General features: G+C 36.8%; 16 protein-coding genes. 5 read left to right on the top strand and 11 right to left on the bottom strand.

Annotated elements, in window-relative coordinates; translation table 11 throughout:
* Positions 1-158: 158 nt before the first annotated feature.
* Positions 159-2,120: a DHH family phosphoesterase gene (locus BMY13_RS00460; RefSeq protein ID WP_092491033.1), complete on the bottom strand. Its 1,962-nt coding sequence runs from the start codon at positions 2,118-2,120 to the stop codon at positions 159-161.
* Between the two features lie 28 nt (positions 2,121-2,148).
* Positions 2,149-3,096, bottom strand: a complete 948-nt coding sequence (locus BMY13_RS00455; RefSeq protein WP_092501646.1) for a YybS family protein — start codon at positions 3,094-3,096, stop codon at positions 2,149-2,151.
* A 230-nt stretch (positions 3,097-3,326) separates the two neighbouring features.
* Here BMY13_RS00455 and BMY13_RS00450 point away from each other — a divergent pair, with 230 nt between their 5' ends.
* Genes BMY13_RS00450 through BMY13_RS00435 form a run of 4 tightly spaced genes read left to right on the top strand, consistent with a single transcriptional unit; the run spans position 3,327 to position 5,924 of the window.
* The gene (locus BMY13_RS00450; RefSeq protein WP_092491031.1) at positions 3,327-3,815 is read left to right on the top strand and encodes a DUF1189 family protein; all 489 of its coding nucleotides are present in this window, start codon (positions 3,327-3,329) and stop codon (positions 3,813-3,815) included.
* Between the two features lie 11 nt (positions 3,816-3,826).
* The gene (gene modA, locus BMY13_RS00445; RefSeq protein WP_092501644.1) at positions 3,827-4,594 is read left to right on the top strand and encodes a molybdate ABC transporter substrate-binding protein; all 768 of its coding nucleotides are present in this window, start codon (positions 3,827-3,829) and stop codon (positions 4,592-4,594) included.
* A gap of 14 nt (positions 4,595-4,608) precedes the next feature.
* Positions 4,609-5,286, top strand: a complete 678-nt coding sequence (gene modB, locus BMY13_RS00440) for a molybdate ABC transporter permease subunit (protein ID WP_092491029.1) — start codon at positions 4,609-4,611, stop codon at positions 5,284-5,286.
* A gap of 17 nt (positions 5,287-5,303) precedes the next feature.
* On the top strand, positions 5,304-5,924 hold the full coding sequence (locus tag BMY13_RS00435) for an ATP-binding cassette domain-containing protein (protein WP_092501642.1): 621 nt from the start codon (positions 5,304-5,306) through the stop codon (positions 5,922-5,924).
* Positions 5,925-6,268: 344 nt separating this feature from the next.
* Here BMY13_RS00435 and rpsR read toward each other — a convergent pair whose 3' ends face one another.
* The 7 genes from rpsR to BMY13_RS00400 form a co-directional block, all read right to left on the bottom strand.
* Positions 6,269-6,499: a 30S ribosomal protein S18 gene (gene rpsR / locus BMY13_RS00430; protein ID WP_092491026.1), complete on the bottom strand. Its 231-nt coding sequence runs from the start codon at positions 6,497-6,499 to the stop codon at positions 6,269-6,271.
* Between the two features lie 39 nt (positions 6,500-6,538).
* A complete protein-coding gene (gene ssb / locus BMY13_RS00425; protein ID WP_092501640.1) occupies positions 6,539-7,015 on the bottom strand; it encodes a single-stranded DNA-binding protein in 477 nt (158 codons plus the stop codon).
* Positions 7,016-7,030: 15 nt separating this feature from the next.
* Complete coding sequence (gene rpsF / locus BMY13_RS00420) at positions 7,031-7,321, bottom strand: 30S ribosomal protein S6 (RefSeq protein WP_092491024.1); 291 nt, start codon at positions 7,319-7,321, stop codon at positions 7,031-7,033.
* 141 nt (positions 7,322-7,462) lie between these two features.
* Positions 7,463-8,563: a redox-regulated ATPase YchF gene (gene ychF, locus BMY13_RS00415; protein WP_092491023.1), complete on the bottom strand. Its 1,101-nt coding sequence runs from the start codon at positions 8,561-8,563 to the stop codon at positions 7,463-7,465.
* A 212-nt stretch (positions 8,564-8,775) separates the two neighbouring features.
* The gene (locus tag BMY13_RS00410) at positions 8,776-8,973 is read right to left on the bottom strand and encodes a DUF951 domain-containing protein (RefSeq protein ID WP_092491022.1); all 198 of its coding nucleotides are present in this window, start codon (positions 8,971-8,973) and stop codon (positions 8,776-8,778) included.
* A 14-nt stretch (positions 8,974-8,987) separates the two neighbouring features.
* On the bottom strand, positions 8,988-9,890 hold the full coding sequence (locus BMY13_RS00405; protein ID WP_092491021.1) for a mechanosensitive ion channel family protein: 903 nt from the start codon (positions 9,888-9,890) through the stop codon (positions 8,988-8,990).
* 74 nt (positions 9,891-9,964) lie between these two features.
* Complete coding sequence (locus BMY13_RS00400) at positions 9,965-10,987, bottom strand: YkvI family membrane protein (protein ID WP_092491020.1); 1,023 nt, start codon at positions 10,985-10,987, stop codon at positions 9,965-9,967.
* 88 nt (positions 10,988-11,075) lie between these two features.
* Here BMY13_RS00400 and yyaC point away from each other — a divergent pair, with 88 nt between their 5' ends.
* Complete coding sequence (gene yyaC, locus BMY13_RS00395) at positions 11,076-11,702, top strand: spore protease YyaC (RefSeq protein WP_092501637.1); 627 nt, start codon at positions 11,076-11,078, stop codon at positions 11,700-11,702.
* A gap of 42 nt (positions 11,703-11,744) precedes the next feature.
* Here the strand turns inward: yyaC and BMY13_RS00390 are convergent, their stop codons facing one another.
* Positions 11,745-12,449, bottom strand: a complete 705-nt coding sequence (locus tag BMY13_RS00390) for a DUF554 domain-containing protein (RefSeq protein ID WP_092491018.1) — start codon at positions 12,447-12,449, stop codon at positions 11,745-11,747.
* A 27-nt stretch (positions 12,450-12,476) separates the two neighbouring features.
* Positions 12,477-13,631: an aminotransferase class V-fold PLP-dependent enzyme gene (locus BMY13_RS00385; protein WP_092501635.1), complete on the bottom strand. Its 1,155-nt coding sequence runs from the start codon at positions 13,629-13,631 to the stop codon at positions 12,477-12,479.
* Positions 13,632-13,741: the final 110 nt, after the last annotated feature.

The raw sequence follows: 13,741 nt of genomic DNA, 5'->3' as shown, positions 1-13,741 counted from the left end.
GTCTCCTCCTTCATAGAAAACTTGGCACTTTTATGGGATTCTTATGAAAGCTTGCTTTGCTTTCATAGAACCCCTTATACTTTGGAGTTCAAGCCATAGTTGCACTTTTACTAACCTAAAAAGCTCTAACTTTATTGTAATTGCATTTAAAACGACTGTTAACTTGCAAAATATTCCTCTATTATATCCTTTAATAATGCTTCTGCATCATCTATTGTCGTATCCTCAATTTGAGTGGCAGCGTTTGTTAAATGCCCACCACCATTCATTTTTTCCATGATAATCTGAACATTTACTTCTCCAAGCGAACGGGCACTGATACCGATTCGGCCATCACTTCGTTCTGATATCACAAATGAAGCGTTAATACCGCTCATCGTTAGGAGCGTATCCGCTGCCTGTGCTATTAATACGCCACCATATATTTCTTCTGGTTTTCCTTTGGAAATAGCAATCGAATCCCGATAAACTTCAGCACGCTCGATTAGCTTACTGCGTTTAATATATATATCCAAATCTTCCTTCATAAATTGCTGTACCAACACGGTATCTGCACCTTTTGATCGTAAATAAGATGCCGCATCGAACGTACGCGAACCTGTTCGTAATGTGAAACTTTTGGTATCTACAATAATCCCCGCCAATAATGCTGTAGCTTCAAGCATTTTTAATTTAAGGCTTTTTGGCTGATATTCCAGTAATTCAGTAACCAGTTCCGCTGTAGAGGATGCATATGGCTCCATATAAACGAGCGTTGGATTATCAATAAATTCCTCTGCACGCCGATGGTGGTCAATAACAACTTTATACTCACTTTTACTCAACAAGCGCTGATTCGAGACCATCGATGGCTTGTGTGTATCAACAACTACAATAAGGCTTCTGCTCGTTACTACTGCTTCCGATTCCTCCGGGTCTATGAAATGTTCCCATAGCTCTTCATCCTCTTTTATTCCCTCAACAAGTCGGTAAACACCTGTATCTACGTCATCTGGATCCAATACAATATATCCTTCAACACCATTGGTCTTAGCAATATTTAATATACCAATTGCTGCACCAACCGAATCCATATCTGGTGATTTATGGCCCATAATAATAACATTATCACTTTCTTTAACTAGTTCTTTTAATGCATGTGAGATAACACGCGCTCGTACGCGGGTACGTTTTTCCATTGGGTTGGTACGTCCACCGTAAAAGCGAACTTTTCCAGCTTCATCTTTAATTGCAACCTGATCGCCACCCCGACCTAGTGCCAGATCAAGGCTCGATTGTGCTAATTCACCAAGCGTTGGAAGTTCGACACTTCCTAGACCAATCCCAATACTCAATGTAATCGGAATGTTTTGTTCGGCATTAAGTTCACGTACTTCATCCAGAATATCAAATTTTGATTTTTCCAGCTGATCCAGAATTTCTTTTGTCGAAACAGCCAGAAAACGATCCTGAGACGTTCGTTTCATATATATTCCATAATCATGTGCCCAATTATTTAACACAGAGGTAACCTTTGAATTTAATTGACTCTTTAACGTATCATCCATGTTTTGAGTAATTTCCTCGTAGTTATCAAGGAAAATTACTAACAGAACAGTTTGCTCATTTTGGTATAGCGTTTGTATTTCCGATTGTGTCGTTCGGTCAAACAGATATAGTAACCGTTCTTCCTTCTTTATTGTTGTTTGAAATTCAAATCCTTCCACATTGAACCATAATTCATCTTTACTTTCTTTAATTCTTGAAGTTAAATCATCAGATAGCGTATTAACTGATTTCCCAACTAAGGTATCTTCATCAGCAAAACGGTTCATGTAAGGATTTGCCCATTCAATAAAATAATCTTCATTATACAGAATGATTCCTATTGGCATTTCCAACAAAGCCTCTTCCCCAACACGTTTAATTCGATGGGAAAGTGTAGCTATATATTCTTCAGTTTCATTCTGCAGAGTTCTTTCCGTTCTTATACTATAATAAATCGACGCTGCTAATAGCAATGCCATCAACAATCCTAGCATCCATTGAAAATACCAAATAAACCCAAGCAGAGTAACGGACAAAAGGTAAATAACCCATAAGTGTCTGCTAAGTTTTGGTCTCCTTTGTAAATCGTGCATATAATCAGCTCCTACTACTTACTCCCACTTAATTCTTACCCTTTGAAATACGATCTCTTAGTGAGAATCCTATATCAATTATACCTAAGAGACGTACAAAATATAGGAAGAAAAATGGGAAAAGTATTGTCAATATAACACTTACTACTGGTAGTGCTTTTGACTTGTTTTTCTGATGAGCATAGAAAAAAATAAAAGATAATCCTTGCAACGTCATTAACATTCCTGCAACTATCATCACATTGTTTACAGCCAAATATAACGTACTCGATGGATCGAGTTCAAAAAATGTGAAAATCAATGCGAAGAAATAAATCCAAACTAATGAAACCGGTAAGCGCAACATACGAAACGGAGGAAATCCCAAATCCTTGCTGTCTAATCGATTGATCACTTTATAACTTACCCATTGACCAATAAAAGCCATAAAAATTCCAATGAATGCTATTCCAGCGGGAACCAGAGTCGAAAGCATACCAATCTGTTGTTCCAGTAACTCAACCTGTTCTTCTGCTTGATCCATAAGCCCAAATTGTTCCATTAAATCTTTAACCGTTTGTACATACTGGTTAAGTATTTGGTCTATTTCATTCATCAAATTCACTTGTAAAACGAATTGACTAAACACAAAAATAAATAAAAGTCCCACTACAAAACCTATCGTTCCTCTTCCCCATGTTTCATACGCGGGTAACTTTTTATGAATAGCACTACCAAGCATTATACCACCAAGACCCATTAGCACGGTTAACGGCAGGCTAACTATCGTTGCAAATAGAATAGATAATACAACCGCAACCCCAAACATTAAAAGAGAGGGCTTCCAATTATGTCTGGAAGCAAATATTATGAAAGGTACTGGCAGTAAAAATGTAGCAACTATTGTTATTACTGGTACAAAAGCTGCGATTAACAGCAATATAATATATATTGCTGTAAGCATGGCACCTTCTGTTAAAATTTTTGATTGATTCATGTATTGCACCTACATATCTAATTAATTTATCTCATTACAATATGATAACACGATTTAAGCATTAATTGGTATTCGAAATAACTGATTCTAATATTTCCCGGGTAATAACTTGTTGAATTTTGTAGACAAACAATAAAAATCAACGAATTTTCAAGGCCAGGAAGCGAATTTATTACAGATTTTTATTATAATGGATCTAATGGAAGATTCTAAGATGAAGGATGAAACTAATGATTTTATTGCATGCATTCTTAAACAGTGTTAAATTGCCAAATAAACAGGCAATGTTTAAATTAAATCGAATCGGAATGGACATTACTGTATTATATATGTCTATTCTTGTATTGCTTGTTTCTATTCCGTCGCTAGTTGACCGACTAACAGCAACTGGTGGTGCAAGTGCTGATGTGCAGTTATTTTTACTGTTCGTGTACTTTTTCTTATTTTATTACTTACCATTAATTATAATGGTTTTTCTGCTGCTTTCACTAATTGCTTACATAGGAACGGGCATATCCCGGTTAATGAGACGTAAAATCAGATTCCCAATACTGTGGAAAATGAGTGCTTATACAGCAACTATCCCTTTTTTACTATATACAATCATAGCTCTGATTTTTAAGATAGATGTTATGTATTTATGGATTTTCTTAATCTATTCTATTCTTTTTATAGTAAAAATAATCACCATTTATCCCAAGCGGAAAATTCGAAAATAGGAGTTTTTTTAATGAAATATATTGTATACATTCTTCTTGCATTATCTCTCCTGATTAACGCAGGCTGCAGCGATCAGGATAGTACTAAAGAACATGAGCTCTTCATATCAGCTGCATCAAGTTTATCCAATGTACTGTCAAAGCTAGCTGAAGCGTTTGAATCGGAACATCCAAATACGAAGCTTACATTAAACTATGGAGCTTCTGGCAAGCTTGCACAGCAAATACAGCAAGGTGCACCTGTTGATTTATTTCTGTCAGCAGACCAAAAATGGATGGACAACCTTGCAGAGCAAAAGATGATTCTCGATGATACAAGAATAAATTTTACACAAAATAAACTTGTACTAGTCTCAACAAATAATGCTAATCTATCCATTGATTCATTGAAAGATTTACCTTCTAGCGGACTGGACCAAATAGCAATTGGAAACCCTGAAAGCGTACCTGCAGGAAGTTATGCAAAAGAAGCATTAACCGCAAGTGGAACTTGGAAAAGTATAAAAAGTCAGCTTGTTCACGCCAAAGATGCACGACAAGTGCTTACATACGTTGAATCCGGTAACACTGACATTGGATTTGTTTATGCCAGTGACCTGAATCGTTCTAAAATGGTAACAGAGGTTACTAAAATAGATGAATCGTTGTATAAGAGAATCGATTATCCTGCCGCTGTAATGACATCAAGTGACACCATGGAGAAGGCAAAAGCATTTATCGACTTTCTGCAAACAGATGAAGCACAATCGATATTGGCCGAATATGGATTTAACTCTTAAGGGTGGGAACTGAAATGGACTACACACCATTATTTCTATCATTGAAAATAGCCAGTATTGCAACAGCTATAGTTGTAATTATTGGCATTTTCCTTGCTAGAATTATCTCCCGCTATCGATTTCCCGGAAAGAGAATACTAGAATCACTGTTAATGCTTCCATTGGTGCTTCCACCTACTGTTGTTGGATTTGGACTGCTTTATTTGTTTGGCAAAAATGGTCCATTCGGAAGTTTATTACTAGATCTGTTTGGTATTCAGATTGTATTCACATGGTTTGGGGCAGTGTTAGCTGCAATTGTCGTTTCCTTTCCATTAATGTATCAAAGCGCTGCCGCTTCTTTTCAAAATTATGATGCCAACATCGAAAATGCTGCATTGACGATGGGCGCATCAAAGTGGACGGTGTTTTGGACAATAACCTTTCCATTGGCATGGCCCGGATTATTAGCAGGGTTGGTATTAACATTTGCTCGGGCGCTTGGCGAGTTCGGCGCGACACTTATGATTGCCGGCTATATTCCAAATCAAACAGAAACAATCCCACTTGCCATCTATTTTGCTGTTGATGCTGGGAATATGGATGCTGCAGTGTTTTGGGTTATCAGTATTATCGCTGTTGGATTCACCGCCATTCTGTGGTTGAATTGGTGGAGTGGGCGGAATATTTTAAGATTTACAAGTGACAAATGAGCTAGGTGGGGTGAATAATGCTTTCATTGAAGATAAAGAAAACACTTAAAGCATACACGCTTAATGCTGTGTTAAACGTTAGCGAGGAAATTATAGTATTAACCGGACCATCTGGTGCTGGCAAAACCACAACATTGAACTGTATCTCAGGACTTATTCATCCTGATTCTGGTGAAATCGTATTAAATGACCGGATTCTTTTTCAGAAAAAAGAAAAGCCAATTCCTGTTCAAAAACGGAATATAGGATATGTGTTTCAGAATTATGCTTTATTCCCTCACATGACAATTAGAGGTAACATCAATTACAAAATGAAAGATATCAAACTTGTTAATACATTAGTTAACGTTGTTGGAATCGAACATATCCTTGAAAGTTACCCTGCTGAAATATCAGGTGGCGAGAAACAACGTGTAGCCCTCGTGAGAGCCTTAGCTACTAAGCCGGAGGCACTTCTGTTGGATGAGCCTTTTTCCTCCTTAGATGATGAGACAAAGGAAGAATGCCAGAATGAACTACTGCGTCTGCATGCCATGTGGAAAATACCAATTATCATGGTTACACATGACCTTAAAGAAGCTGAGAGACTGGGCGATCGTGTTCTGAGAATAGAACAAGGGAAAATAATCGATAATTGAGTGATTGTTGCTATAGATATAAACTTCTACGTAACATGGAAAAATAGCTGAGTCTATGACACCGCTTCGGAAACACACCTCGCGCACCTTAGGGCAACGCTTAAGAGATCCCACAGGGAGCATTTTGTAAGCGAGGTAGCTTATTAGGTACGTCACGTCTGCATTAGCACGTCCTATGCGTTGGAGGTTCATAGTAAGACCTAGGTGCGCGGATATATTCCAACTGCTTGGTCAGAGATCTACACTAAATACAACAATTAATTGCCTTAGTCCGTTCCAAAAACAGCAATAAAAAAAGCCTTTTGATAGTATTTACACTGTCAAAAGGCTTTTTATTACTGTTATTACTCTGTTACATATGGCAATAATGCCATTGTACGAGAGCGTTTAATCGCTTTTGTAAGTTTACGTTGATATTTTGCAGAAGTTCCAGTTACACGACGAGGAAGAATTTTCCCACGTTCTGAAATGAAACGTCTTAGTAAATCAACATCTTTATAATCGATGTGTGTAATTCCATTGGCTGTGAAATAACACACTTTACGACGCTTTGCACGTCCGCGACGAGCTGCCATTAATACCCCTCCTTCTTTTTAAATTAACACTCTATTTATTTAGAATGGTAAATCATCGTCTGATATATCGATAGGCTCACCGTTGTTTTTAAACGGTTCCTCTTCGTTTTGATTTTGATTTGTTTGGTTCTGATTCTGGTTTTGACTTTGATTTTGTTGGTATCCTGATGCTTGTTGTCCACTGCTTTGTGAAGAACCTTTAGATTCAAGGAATTGAACACTGTCTGCAACAACTTCCGTTACAAATACAGTTTTCCCATCCTTTCCTTCAAATGTACGTGTTTGTAAACGTCCATCGACACCAATCATACTGCCTTTTTTCATGTAATTTGCCAGGTTTTCTGCCGGTCTGCGCCAAACAACACAGTTGATAAAGTCAGCATCACGGTTACCTTGCTGATTTGAAAAAGGTCGATTAACTGCTATCGTAAAGTTGGCTACTGCCACTCCATTTGGTGTATAACGTAGATCAGGATCCTTCGTTAACCTGCCGACAAGTACGACACGATTCAACATCAGAACCACCCCTTATTATTGATCATCTTCTCGAATTACCATATGACGAATAATATCATCAGAAAACTTAGCTAAGCGATCAAATTCATTGATTGCATCTGCATCACTAGTAAAGTAAATGACTACATAATATCCATCACGATAATCATTGATTTCATATGCAAGACGTTTCTTGCCTTTTTCATCAACTTTTTCAATCTCCGCCCCATTGTCAGTTAAAACTTTATTAAAGCGCTCAACTAAAGCTGTTTGAGCTTCGTCTTCAATATCTGGGCGGATGATATACATGATTTCGTATTTTCTCATCCGGTACACCTCCTTTTGGTCTTAGCGGCTTCATTTAGTCAATGAAGCAAGGAGTAATCTTGTTTCATTACTCACAACATCGTATTATACCAAATATTATTATAAAAAACAACCATTCGAGGGATCCTGCTACGTTAAAGTTTACACATTAAAGCGAAAATGGATTACATCGCCATCTTTCACGATATATTCTTTACCTTCTAATCGGACATTTCCTTTTTCACGTGCTTGCGCCATTGCTCCTGCATCCATAAGATGATCATAGGATACGGTTTCGGCACGAATAAAGCCTTTTTCAAAATCAGTGTGAATAATTCCCGCAGCCTGTGGTGCTTTTATTCCTTTACGGAAAGTCCATGCACGCACTTCCTGTTCACCAGCAGTAAAATAGGTTGCCAAGCCCAATAAGTTATAAGAAGCTTTGATAAGCTTATCTAACCCAGACTCAGAAATACCTAAATCATCAAGAAACTCTTCCTTTTCCTCCTGATCAAGTTCAGCTATTTCTTCTTCAATTTTTGCACAAACTACAATAACCTCTGCACCTTCTGCCGCTGCATACTCTTTCACCCTTTGCACATTTTCATTTGCGTCAGGCTCGGTAATTTCTTCTTCACTTACATTTGCTACATACAGTGTTGGTTTACTAGTTAACAAATGAAGCCCTTTTACTATTTTCCAATGTTCTTCCGAAAACTCCAAAGCTCGTACAGGTTTTTCTTCTTCAAGCCCTGCTTTAAGCTTAAGGAGAATATCATGCTCTGCAATAGCTTCCTTATCCTTCTGTCTAACAAGCTTTTCCACCCGTTGTATCCGTTTGTTTACAGATTCTAAGTCGGCTAAAATAAGCTCAAGATTGATAATCTCAATATCATCTATTGGATCAATTTTACCTGATACATGCGTAATATTATCATCTTGAAAACAACGCACAACTTGGCAGATTGCATCAACCTGGCGAATATGGGATAAAAATTGGTTTCCCAGTCCTTCCCCTTTACTCGCCCCTTTCACAATACCAGCAATATCGGTAAATTCGAATGCTGTTGGTACTGTTTTTTTCGGTTTTACTAATTCTGTTAATTTATTTAAGCGATTGTCTGGTACTTCTACAATCCCTACATTTGGATCAATGGTTGCAAACGGGTAGTTCGCAGCCTCTGCTCCAGCTTGTGTAATTGCATTAAACAATGTTGATTTACCAACATTGGGAAGTCCAACAATTCCTGCTGTTAAAGCCATTCAACTTTCACTCCTTAAGGATTTCATTCATATGAACGCGTTAGTCATATCAATTATAGATACAAGATGTTAAATTGACAAGCAATGAAAAAGCAAAAATAAGCAATTATAATTGCTTATTTTCATAGAGTGCTTCCACAATTTTCTTTTTTCATTGATCATACCACAACTATAATTAATTTTTTTAGACACTTAAAAGAATTTTAGACAAATTATTCTTCTGCCTTCACAAGTATTTTTTTCATCTTTTTAGCGAATTCTTTCCTTGGGATCATGACGCTGTGATCACATCCCATACACTTAATTCGGATGTCCATACCCATTCGAACAATTTTCCAGCGATTTTCACCACAAGGATGCTGTTTTTTCATCTGAACAATATCATTTAATTCAAATTGTTTATCCGACATGTCGCACCCCCCTTTTATAATTCCTTGTCATGATTTAGCTCTAATGAAGTCGGTTCTTGGTTTCTGGAATACATCACTAGACGTGGTGATGGAATTTCAATACCTTCTTTATATAATACCTCCTGGACTTCTTTTCGAACTATTCGTGCACCTGCCCATTGATAGACTGGCAATGTTTCAGCAATAATACGAATTACATAATGAGAACTTTCCAATGTTTGTACACCTATTATTTCTGGAACTCGAACGATTTCTTCATATTTATCCGGCAATGTCTTACTCACACTCTCGATTATTTTCTCGGCACTGCCAACGTCACTCTCATAAGGTACGTTTACATCCACAACCGCAAGACCATTATAAATTGAATAATTAGTAACCTGGGTTACGTTTCCATTTGGAAGTACATGCTGTTCGCCAGTCCAGCTTTGAATTTTAGTTGTACGCATCCCGATTTCTTCTACTGTTCCTTCAACACCTGAAGTAAGTATATAATCCCCTACAGAAAATTGATCCTCAAAAATTATGAAGAACCCGGAAATAATATCACGTACAAGGTTCTGTGCACCGAAGCCAATAGCTAAACCTGCAACACCCGCACCAGCCAGCAAAGGCCCTATTTTTTGACCTAATACATTGTCTAATATCATTATAATTGCTGTAAAATACACGGTATACTTTAATGCATTTTTAATCAGTTTTTTAAGGGTATTCTCTCTTCTTTCTGTTATCCGAAAAGGACCACGTGATTTATTTTGGAAAACACGGCCTATTACATTATTTCCAACACGAATTATAACTATCGATAGGAATATGATTAAGATAATCTCAATTAATCCCTGCCCAATAACTATCCATAATTCAGGACCTGCAATATAGTCCCATAACTGCTCAAATTTATTTTTGATAAATTCCAAAATAAAACCTCCGACGTTCAACTCTATAGCTAAATTCTACAATAATGCCTCTATCATTGAAAGAGAAGAGAAATTCATTTATTATTTTCCATTTTTTTCCATATAGGGTAAAGTAATAATCTTGTTAATACATATAAATTAAGGATACCATATATCGGATAAATATAGCTTATTAACGTAGAGAAACCTAATGTCGTTAATGGAATCATTGCTATTAATATGAGAATGACTAATAACCAAATTGGCACATTTATTATGCTTTGGAGTCTGGAAACAATACCTAAAACCCCTGCAGCTGCCGTCGTAAAGATAGCAAACCATAGAAGGATTGACATAAATATAAGCATTCCAAATGGGTAGTGCTTTAGTATCGCGAATAATGGTATTTCATATAAAAGTAATTCATCTGCTATCTGTATTAAACTATTATTATATATGAATGATATCGTACCCAAGGTTAAACCGCTGCCAAGTGAGGCAATCCATATTTCCTGCTTGGATCTAACTTTATTTCCTATCGCTCCCAACACCGCAATTAAAGGTAAAATATTCAATGCTGTAAAAGGAAATGCTGCAGTCCAATTTCGTTGTTCAGATAAATGTGAAAACAATGAAAGTTCTTGATCCATTGTAAATATTAACAAAATATACAAAAGTCCACCAAGTAATAATGGCAAAATAACCTGATTCATTGCCAACAGTCCACTAATATCTTTCAAAAACAAAATAATTAAGCAAACTGCTATAACAAGCACTCCCCACCAATAGGAAAAGTTAAATGCTTGTCCCGTAGCACCACTACCAGCAATCATCACAACTGTTGTAGTAAATAAATATAAAAATATCATAACATCATATAGTTTTGTTAATTTAACTCCTACTATATCACCAAGTACCGGTAAATAGTCAGTTGACTGTTTTTCATAGCTTACATTCATTATTACATTACAGCATATCGAAAAAAATAACGTAAACAACAAAATGGCAAGTCCACTTTCATGACCAAAAAATTGCCATAATTCCCTGCCAGAAGCATATCCAGCCCCAATAGTTGTACCAATAATTAAAAACATCCACTTTAGACCAGCTCTCCACATCGCATTTCCTCCATTATTTTTCGTATCTACGTATAGATCGATAATTTTTTCCGTATACTTATACCAATATGTTTATGGAGGATAAGCTATGAATCTTATAAATCGTTTTGTTCCAAAAAATGATAAATTGCAATTGTTACATACTGACCCTACCCTAACGGATGCTATGAGCGAGAGGTTAATTTCTTGGTTTCCTAAGATACCTCGTGAATATGTTGTTGTTTGTATTGGAACCGATCGATCAACCGGGGATGCACTTGGTCCATTGACAGGATCCTTTTTTTCAGAAATGAAACCGAAACATATAAATGTTTATGGGACATTGGCAGACCCTGTTCATGCCATAAATCTAGAAGATCATATTAAATTAATAAATGCCCAACACAATGATGCATTTATTATTGCTGTAGATGCATCATTAGGGAAAATGACATCTGTGGGCAGTATCATTTCAGATGTTGGATCATTGAGGCCTGGAGCAGCATTAAATAAGAATCTTCCTTCTGTCGGGGATATTCATATTACTGGTGTGGTTAATATAAGTGGATTTATGGAATATTCTATCTTACAAAATACAAGATTATCACTTGTTGTAGACATGGCTAAGTCCATTGCTGCTTTACTAGAGGCATTAGATCAGCAATTAACATATAACAGGCCTTTACCAGCTATTATTGCTTCGAACCAAAAACGTAATAGAGGTGTAGAAGCCTAACTTGTTTTACATTAAAAAGAACCCTACTATATTGTAGAGTTCTTAGAATAATAAATAGATATAATAGACAAATCCTACTGTAAGAAGAGAGGGCAACAAATTTCCAACTCGTATCTGGACGATTTTCAGTAGATTTAATCCAATTGCTACGATAAGCAACCCGCCCACTGCAGTTAATTCTACAATCAATCCATTTAAAAAAGATTCAGGAAGCAGCTTTTCAATTTGCGTAGCTAAAAGTGCAATTGAACCTTGGTAAAGTAGAACAGGAATCACAGAAAATATGACACCAAACCCCAATGTTGTCGTTAATACTAGAGCAACGAAGCCATCGATCACGCCTTTTGTAATAAGAACTTCATGGTCTCCTCGCAGACCACCATCTAAAGCTCCAATCACAGACATAGCTCCTATAACAAATATTAGTGAGGCCGTTATAAATCCTTGTGCGATACTAAAATTGTCGTTTGTTGTCGTAAATCGGCCACCTATCCATGCACCTAGTCGATTTAAACCTTCTTCCACATGAATAAATTCTCCAATAATTGCACCAGTTAATAGACTCAATAACACAACAACAATAACTTCAGTAGTAAATGCCATTTGCATACCAATTAATATAACCGCAAGCCCAATTCCATGCATTACCGTTTCTTTATATCTTTCTGGTATTTTCGTAAAAAATAACCCTATTAAACACCCTGCTATAATAAGTGCCCCATTTACCAATGTTCCAAATAAGACCATAACGACAACTCCATTTGTTAGTAAATATTAAATCAAATTATATGAAGATGCTATTTCATCTATCGCTATAATAAATGCATCGACTTCTTCTTTAGTATTATATATACCCAGACTCGCCCTGACCACACCTTGATCAGTTGTGTTTAATGATTCGTGTGTTATCGGACTGCAATGAAGCCCTGATCTAACAGCTATTTTATAATGCGAGTCAAGGATCATCGCTATTTCCTGTGAAGATATATTAAAGATATTAAATGCAACAATCGGCATTCGGCGTTTATGCTTGGTTGGTCCGTAACAAGTAACCCCTTCAATATTTTCTAATCCTTCTAATAGTGTTTCTGCTAAAAATGTTTCACGTGGAACATTTACATTTTGTCTACTTTCAAATGCTTTTAGAGCAGCATTCAAGCCAGAAATCCCTGGGGTGTTTAATGTGCCACTTTCGAGTTTTTCAGGCATTTGACAAGGTTGCTCAGGTGCTTCTGAAAAAGCGCCTGTCCCTCCCTGAAAAATTGGTTGAAGTTCAATATTTCCTTCAATTAGCAGCATACCTGTCCCCTGAGGTCCCATTAAACCTTTATGTCCGGAAAACGCCATTAAATCTATTCCTATTTGACTCATATGTATAGGTATATGACCAGCAGTTTGTGATGCATCAACAAGTGTTAATACATTTTGACTCGATGCGATGCCAGCTATTTCTTCAATTGGTAATAGTAACCCAGTAACATTTGATGCATGTGTCATTGTTATTAGTTTGGTATTAGAATTAATGGATTTCTTTATATGTTCGATAAATGATCTATCATCTTCATCCCAATTAATGTATGAGACTTCAACACCATAGGTACGCTTAAGGTTCTCCAGGGGTCTCCGTATGGAGTTATGTTCAAATCTAGTGGCAATAATGTGATCTCCTTCTCGCCAAGGCAGACCCTTAATTGCTTGATTCAATGCGCTTGTTGCATTCTGGTGGAATATTGCTTTTTTAGGATCACTACAACCAAATATGCGAGCGGCTCTTTCTCTAGTTTCCTGTATTATTTCAGATGCTTTTCTGGCAAATTGATGACCACCTCTGCCCGGGTTAGCTCCAACTTCGTTAAGTGCGAAAATCATTGCCTCCCCTACCTCTACTGGTTTTGGAAAAGATGATGCAGCCTGATCAAAATATATCATAACTAAAACACACCACTTCTTGTCAAAATTTTAGAAAACTAGGCATTCACCCAGTCTTAATGGCGTATGCCTAGTTTCACTTGTGCATTAAGAAAGTATTTATACTCCTA

Origin of the sequence: Virgibacillus subterraneus, from assembly GCF_900110695.1 — a bacterium.
Taxonomy (GTDB): domain Bacteria; phylum Bacillota; class Bacilli; order Bacillales; family Amphibacillaceae; genus Lentibacillus; species Lentibacillus subterraneus.
The sequence above is the reverse complement of the archived record's forward strand: the minus strand, read 5'-3'. Positions and strand labels throughout refer to the sequence as shown.

Coding starts and splice junctions, on each gene's coding strand:
- BMY13_RS00390 (WP_092491018.1), bottom strand. CDS start 12,449: ATGGTCTTATTTGGAACATTGGTAAATGGGGCACTTATTATAGCAGGG.
- BMY13_RS00455 (WP_092501646.1), bottom strand. CDS start 3,096: ATGAATCAATCAAAAATTTTAACAGAAGGTGCCATGCTTACAGCAATA.
- yyaC (WP_092501637.1), top strand. CDS start 11,076: ATGAATCTTATAAATCGTTTTGTTCCAAAAAATGATAAATTGCAATTG.
- BMY13_RS00410 (WP_092491022.1), bottom strand. CDS start 8,973: ATGTCGGATAAACAATTTGAATTAAATGATATTGTTCAGATGAAAAAA.
- BMY13_RS00460 (WP_092491033.1), bottom strand. CDS start 2,120: ATGCACGATTTACAAAGGAGACCAAAACTTAGCAGACACTTATGGGTT.
- modB (WP_092491029.1), top strand. CDS start 4,609: ATGGACTACACACCATTATTTCTATCATTGAAAATAGCCAGTATTGCA.
- rpsF (WP_092491024.1), bottom strand. CDS start 7,321: ATGAGAAAATACGAAATCATGTATATCATCCGCCCAGATATTGAAGAC.
- BMY13_RS00435 (WP_092501642.1), top strand. CDS start 5,304: ATGCTTTCATTGAAGATAAAGAAAACACTTAAAGCATACACGCTTAAT.
- BMY13_RS00400 (WP_092491020.1), bottom strand. CDS start 10,987: ATGTGGAGAGCTGGTCTAAAGTGGATGTTTTTAATTATTGGTACAACT.
- BMY13_RS00450 (WP_092491031.1), top strand. CDS start 3,327: ATGATTTTATTGCATGCATTCTTAAACAGTGTTAAATTGCCAAATAAA.
- BMY13_RS00385 (WP_092501635.1), bottom strand. CDS start 13,631: ATGATATATTTTGATCAGGCTGCATCATCTTTTCCAAAACCAGTAGAG.
- ssb (WP_092501640.1), bottom strand. CDS start 7,015: ATGTTGAATCGTGTCGTACTTGTCGGCAGGTTAACGAAGGATCCTGAT.
- ychF (WP_092491023.1), bottom strand. CDS start 8,563: ATGGCTTTAACAGCAGGAATTGTTGGACTTCCCAATGTTGGTAAATCA.
- rpsR (WP_092491026.1), bottom strand. CDS start 6,499: ATGGCAGCTCGTCGCGGACGTGCAAAGCGTCGTAAAGTGTGTTATTTC.
- modA (WP_092501644.1), top strand. CDS start 3,827: ATGAAATATATTGTATACATTCTTCTTGCATTATCTCTCCTGATTAAC.